Source organism: Spirillospora sp. NPDC047279, assembly GCF_040643285.1.
Classification (GTDB): Bacteria; Actinomycetota; Actinomycetes; order Streptosporangiales; family Streptosporangiaceae; genus Spirillospora.
The window spans coordinates 150716-156784 of record NZ_JBEYUA010000023.1 but is presented as its reverse complement, the minus strand read 5'-3'; the positions used below and the strand labels follow the sequence as shown (position 1 = coordinate 156784).

Annotated in this window: 6 protein-coding genes and 1 rRNA gene; all 7 read right to left on the bottom strand. The window is 71.4% G+C overall.

Going from position 1 to position 6069, the window contains the following annotated elements; all coding sequences use genetic code 11:
- Positions 1–90, bottom strand: a 16S ribosomal RNA gene (locus tag ABZ810_RS41525); the annotation flags it as partial.
- Between the two features lie 602 nt (positions 91–692).
- Complete coding sequence (locus tag ABZ810_RS41520) at positions 693–1469, bottom strand: hypothetical protein (RefSeq protein ID WP_358412553.1); 777 nt, start codon at positions 1467–1469, stop codon at positions 693–695.
- Between the two features lie 276 nt (positions 1470–1745).
- Positions 1746–2483, bottom strand: coding sequence for an enoyl-CoA hydratase/isomerase family protein (locus ABZ810_RS41515; protein WP_358412551.1), 738 nt, complete (start codon positions 2481–2483; stop codon positions 1746–1748).
- Between the two features lie 28 nt (positions 2484–2511).
- Entirely contained in the window at positions 2512–3330 is an 819-nt protein-coding gene (locus tag ABZ810_RS41510; protein ID WP_358412549.1) for a DUF3592 domain-containing protein, read from the bottom strand.
- A gap of 283 nt (positions 3331–3613) precedes the next feature.
- The gene (tyrS, locus tag ABZ810_RS41505) at positions 3614–4888 is read right to left on the bottom strand and encodes a tyrosine--tRNA ligase (RefSeq protein WP_358412547.1); all 1275 of its coding nucleotides are present in this window, start codon (positions 4886–4888) and stop codon (positions 3614–3616) included.
- Between the two features lie 75 nt (positions 4889–4963).
- Positions 4964–5449, bottom strand: a complete 486-nt coding sequence (locus ABZ810_RS41500; RefSeq protein ID WP_358412545.1) for a hypothetical protein — start codon at positions 5447–5449, stop codon at positions 4964–4966.
- On the bottom strand, positions 5436–6068 hold the full coding sequence (locus ABZ810_RS41495) for a DNA-3-methyladenine glycosylase (RefSeq protein WP_358412543.1): 633 nt from the start codon (positions 6066–6068) through the stop codon (positions 5436–5438). Before ABZ810_RS41495 ends, ABZ810_RS41500 begins: the two co-directional genes overlap by 14 nt.
- Position 6069: the final 1 nt, after the last annotated feature.

The window sequence follows — 6069 nt, the reverse complement described above, 5'->3', positions numbered from 1 at the left end:
AGTACCCCCGAAGGGGCCTTTCCGCTCGACTTGCATGTGTTAAGCACGCCGCCAGCGTTCGTCCTGAGCCAGGATCAAACTCTCCATTAAGGCCAAACGACCCACCCAGACAAATCCGAGCGAGCCAAACCTTGAAGAAAATCCCAGCAATGCGATCCAAGGATCGCTTGCCTCAAAGAAATCCCCAACCACCATCCGAAGACAGCGGCCACGGGGAGACCAGGCACAGCCTGATCTATAAAGGCACTGGCTTTTAACACGCTGTTGAGTTCTCAAGAAACGGACACCCACCGCGCCGAACCCCCGCTTTCGCGGAACCGGCTCCGGGGCAACCCTTCAAGCTTACCCAGCAGGACCGGTTTGTCAAACTTTCGATCCGTTTGGGCCCTTCTCGACCGATTCAAGGGCGCGACAAAGCCACGACCTTGAAGTCCGAGGAGGCTCCCCCTGGGGCCGGCCGCCTGTCGGCGTCCTGCTCCCCCGTGGGGCAGGTAAGACATTAAGTCGGGTCGACACCTTCGTCAAATCGACGCGAGACCCTGTCGAACAGATCGTTTGGCCTGCTCAGAGCCACATTCGTCGGCGCCTGCGGGCGTCCGGGCCCGCTCGCCGCGACCTCATTGTGATCCAGATCTACCCAAGTTTTTCCGCGCCATCACTCCCGCGTCGACGACTCGGGACCGCCGAAGAGGTCAGAAGACGCCGGGGTAGCCCTTGAACGCGTCGACCCGCGGGTAGATCTCCACCAGCCAGGGTTCACGAACCTCGGGCGTTCGCGCCAGCACGTGCAGGAACAGCCGCCGGTCGGGCTGGAAACGCCGGTCAGGGAGCAGCGGCGGCGGATCGTCGCGGTGGACGCCTTCGGGCAGCCCGCCCACGACGGGAAGGGGAGAACGGTCGTGGTGGAAGGCCAGCTCCGCCCAGCTGCCTGACGGCAGAGGCACGGCCGCCGCGTCGTCCTCTGGCCGCCAGGCCTGGCCGCTCTGCGGATGGGTCGGGACGAGGACGATGTCGGCGTCGGGCGCAGGGAGGTGCGGCCCGGCCAGGTCCAGGATCCTGGCGTCCGGTCCCGGTGGGAGCAGGGCGTCGATCGAGCGGCGGAACACGGCGGCGACGGGCCCGTCCGGGACGGTCACCGGGCTGCCCGAGGAGGCGACCAGGAGGTGGGCCAGTGCCGCTCCGGCGGCCGCGGACCATTCCTCGTTCCAGTACCCTCGCTGGTCGATCTGCGGAGCATCTGGCGGTTCGGCCAGCACGTCGTCCCAGGTCAGCTCGCGGGGCGCGGCGGTCGTAGAAACGTCGCGTACGGCTGACGGTTCCAGGCGGACCGCCTGCCAGAGCGCGCAGTCGTCGACGCGGGTCGCCACGGCGCGCCCGCAACGTTCGCAGGCCAGGTTGCGGCCGTCGCGCCCGTCCAGCCCCATGCAGTAGCCCTCCAGGCGTCCGGGGATCAGCGTGACCCCGCGCACGTCGCCGGGCGCGATGACGATCGCGTCCGCCGTTCCGTAGGACAGAGAGTAGACGGGCGCGTAGATGCCGCGGGCGGCCGCCTCCTCGGCGCCGACCTCGTTCGTTCCATCTCCGCCACGGTTTGCCGTACGGCTCGGGGTCGATGGCGTACGTCCCGGGCTTTATCAGCGGAGGGAGGAACTCGTGCGGGCCGTGCTGATGTGCGTGGACGGGGAGGGCGACGCGCGCGAGGTCGGCGGTCAGGACGGCGTCGCAGGCGGTGCAGGTGAAGACGGTCATCTGCGGGAGGTGACCGTGCGCTCCATGAAGGCGCGGATGCGCCCGTCGGCGGCGCCGGTCTGCCAGAGGGCCAGCGTGGCGGGCTCGGCGTCGCGGCGAACGGCGGCGTCGCCGTGGAGTTGGCGTTTGGTGTGGCGGAACGTGTCGGCGGGGATGGCCGCCAGGCGTTCGGCCGCCACGGTGGCGCGGTCGAGGAGATGCTCGGGTTCGGTGACCTCGTCGACGAAGCCGAGCGCCAGCGCTTCGGCGGGCTCGTGGTTGCGGCCGTCGAGGATCGCGCGGCGGGCGCCGACCGGGCCCAGGGCGTACTCCATGATCTGGATGGCGACGGCGGGGAACGGCACGCCGACGAGGAGTTCGGGGACGCCGATCGTTCCGGCGGACATGACGCGGTGGTCGCAGGCCGCGGCCAGGACGCAGCCACCGGCGATCGCGTGGCCGTTGACCGCGGCGACGACGGGCTTGCCGAGGTCGAAGAGGGCCTGGAACGCCCCGATCAGGGCGGGCAGGTAGTCGGCCACGTAGCCGGGGCCGCCCGCGGTGACGCGGTCGAGGTCGACTCCGGCGGAGAACGCGCGGCCGGAGCCGGTGAGGACCACCGCCCTGGCCTGGTCGGCGTCCAGGTCGCGGGCCGTCGCCTCGATCGCCTGGCACAACTCCAGGTCGAGGGCGTTGACCTTGCCGTGGGCCAGCCGGACGATCGCCGTTCCGCCGGTGACTTCGACCTCGATCACAACTCTCCTTCCGGAAGGGATGCCTGCATCATGCCCCGAGAGCGGCCACGACGAGAACCACGATCCACGACAGGAGGAGCACCAGGCCGAAGACCGCGACGACGACCGTCCAGAGGGCGTGGCTGAGCGTCAGGGGGCCGGTCGCGACGCGCGGGTCGCCCGGGTCGTAGGTCACGTCGAGGGGTCTCCCGCCCTTCTCGAACGAGCTGACCGTTCCCCGCGACCGCACCCTCTGGAGGTTCCGGCCGTCGGCGGTGCGGAAGGTGAGGAGGTGGTGGTAGAAGAGGTTGCCGCCGAAGGCCCGGACCGTGCCCTCGGACCTGCCCGCGACCGTGACGCCCCGCCGCCGCAGCGCCCGGACGTCGCGGATCATGAACGTCCGGCAGAGGTACAGGACGCCGACGCCGGCGGGGGCGAACCAGCTGGTGATCAGGAGAGTCGCGAGGTCCGAGCGCAGGACGCCCAGCGCGACGAGTGCCAGCAGGTAGGCGAGGACGGCGCCGCCGATCTGGAGCGTCCTTCGCTGCCGCAGACTGAGCCGGCGGACGGAGGTCTCCACGGTGACCTGGGGGGATCCGGTCGCCGGGCCGAGCGCGCCCTGGAGCCGTTCGACGAACGCCAGCGCCGCCGCGGCGTTGCGGTAGGGAAGGGTGACGGTCCGGCCCAGGCCGCGCTCGTCGACCTCGGCGTCCAGCTCGACGCGGACGGACCGGTCCTGGAGGAGTCCGGCGCCGCGGACGGCCTGGACCGGCACGGTCCAGGTCGTGCGTCCCCGCGTGACGCGGAGCCGGGAGCCGTCGAACCGCGCGCTGGTGTTCCGTCCGGAAAGCACCACTTCCACATTCATGAACGGATGCTAGGCCGCGCCGGCGTCCGGCGGGATGAGAACGGGACGGGCCGGTCCGGGATCGCTCCGGACCGGCCCGTACCAGGGGTCGTGCCAGGGGTCGTGCCAGGGCGTGTCTCGAGGTCGGCGTCCGTGGCGAGCGGCGTCCAGGTGCGTGCCTCGTGGGGCGGAGGAGAGAGGCAGCCCGGTGTTGGCCGGTGACCGACGACAACTCCGCGAGATGCGTGCCTGGGCGTCGCGGAGCAGGGCAGCCGACTGTGACCAACCTATTGGCCGAATACACCTAGGAGCGGGCGACCTCGACGCCGCCGACGTTGCGCTTGCCGCGGCGCACGACCAGGTAGCGGCCGTGGAGCAGGTCGGCGCCGGTGGGCGCCGCGTCCTCGGCCTCGACCTTGGCGTTGTTGAGGTAGGCGCCGCCCTGGGCGATCGCGCGGCGGGCCTCGGACTTGCTCTTGCAGAGGCCGGTGGCCGCCAGCAGGTCGGCCACGGTGGGCAGCTCGCCCGCCACCTCGGCGCGCGGGACCTCGGCGAGCGCGGCGCCCAGGGTTCGCTCGTCGAGCTCCTGGAGGTCGCCCTGGCCGAAGAGGGCCCGCGAGGCGGCGATGACGCGCGCCGTCTCGTCGGCGCCGTGGACGAGGGTCGTGAGCTCCTCGGCGAGGGCACGCTGCGGCGCGCGGGCGGCGGGCCGTTCGGCGCCCTCCTTGAGCAGGGCCGAGATCTCCTCGTGGGACCTGAAGCTGAAGACCTTGAGGTACTTCTCCACGTCCCGGTCGTCGGCGTTGAACCAGAACTGGTAGAACGCGTACGGCGAGGTCAGCTCGGGGTCGAGCCAGTAGGTCTCGCCGCCCGCGGTCTTGCCGAACTTGGTGCCGTCGGCCTTGGTCAGCAGCGGCGTGGTGAGCGCGTGGGCGCTGCCGCCCTCGGCGCGGCGGATCAGGTCGACGCCGCCGGTGAGGTTGCCCCACTGGTCGCTGCCGCCGGTCTGGAGCGTGCAGCCGTAGCGCCGGTAGAGCTCAAGGAAGTCCATCGACTGGAGCAGCACGTAGCTGAACTCGGTGTAGCTCATGCCGGTGGTGTCGAGCCGCGACTTGACGGTCTCGCGGGCGAGCATCTTGTTGACCGGGAAGTGCTTGCCCACGTCGCGCAGGAACTCGATGGCGGACATGGGCCCGGTCCAGTCGAGGTTGCTGACCATGAGGGCGCCGGTCGGGCCGTCGCCGAAGTCCAGGAAACGTTCGACCTGGCCGCGGATGCGCTCGACCCAGCCGGCCACGGTCTCCTCGGAGTTGAGCACCCGCTCGGCGCTCTTGCCGCTGGGGTCGCCGATGAGGCCGGTGGCGCCGCCGACCAGGCCGATCGGGCGGTGGCCGGCGTTCTGGAAGCGGCGCAGGGTGAGGATCTGGATGAGGTTGCCCAGGTGCAGCGAGGGCGCCGTCGGGTCGAACCCGCAATAGAGCGTGACCGGCCCCGCGGCGAGCAAGGCTCGCAGTTCGCCCAGATCAGTGGACTGCGCGATCAGATCGCGCCACGCGAGATCATCGATGATGTCGGTCACGTTCTCCCTCGTCTCCAACGTGCTGTGGTTCTCGAATCAGGGTGCCCGATCGGGCGCGGATCACGGTAACGGTTATCAGCGGCCGCCCAGGAACTTTTGCGCGGGCACGAACACTTCGTGGCCGGAATCCAGGCGGACGCGCGCGCCCTCGGCCCGCCACTCGACCGCGACGATCTTGGGCGGGCCCTCCCCGGTGGCCTCGAACGTGACCGAGTGCCCGTACGACAGGCTCGGATCGGACCCGAGCACCAGCTCGTAAGGGCGGTGCCGGTGGAAGAGCCAGGTGCGGACCTCGACGATCCCGGCGTGGTGGGTGCGGCCGTCCGGGTAACGCACGGACGCGGGCTGGCCGACCTTGCCGATCACCTTGGTGTCGCGCAGCGAGGCGTCCGCCACGGCGACCAGCCCGGTGGCCAGCACGCCGGCGAGGAGCCCGGCGAGGAGCACTGCGACCAGGCATCCGGCGGGCCCGCGGCGGCCCGCGGTGCCGCCCACTCCCCCGCTCACGCCGGCTCCCGAGGCGCCGCCCGCGTGCGGCGGCCCGGGGTCAGCCGCGGCCATCGGCGGTCGCCTTGCGGCGTTTGGGAACGTGCGCCCGGTACGGCGAGACGCTCGGGTCGCCGTCGATCCAGAAACGCCAGGGCGTCTCCTTGGCGCCGGTCACGCCCGTCCGCGGACCCGCCATGATCGACGCCGGGTCCGCCGGCTCGCCCGCCAGGGCGCGGAGCGGGCCGGCGGGCGAGCAGACGTCGAGCCCGTACTGCTCCCGCCCTATCCCCATCGCCTGGCACAGCCGGGCGGGCCCGCGGGCCAGGTCGCGCACGCTGGAGCGCGGACGCCGGGTCGCCGCGAGCTCACCGCCCGCGATGACCTCGCCCGCGCGGAGCAGCACCGCGGAGGCGTCGCCGTCCTCCCCGCAGACGAGGTTCATGCAGAAGTGCATGCCGTAGGTGAAGTAGACGTACGAGTGGCCCGGCGGCCCGAACATCACGGCGTTGCGCGCCGTCCGGCCGCGGTAGGCGTGCGAGGCCGCGTCGAGCGGCCCCGCGTACGCCTCGACCTCGGTGAGCCTCAGCAGGACCTCGCCCTCGGCGGTGCGGTGGGCGAGGATCTGCCCGAGCAGCGCGGGCGCGACCTCCTCGACCGGGCGGTCGAAGAACTCTCTCGGCAGGATCGGCACC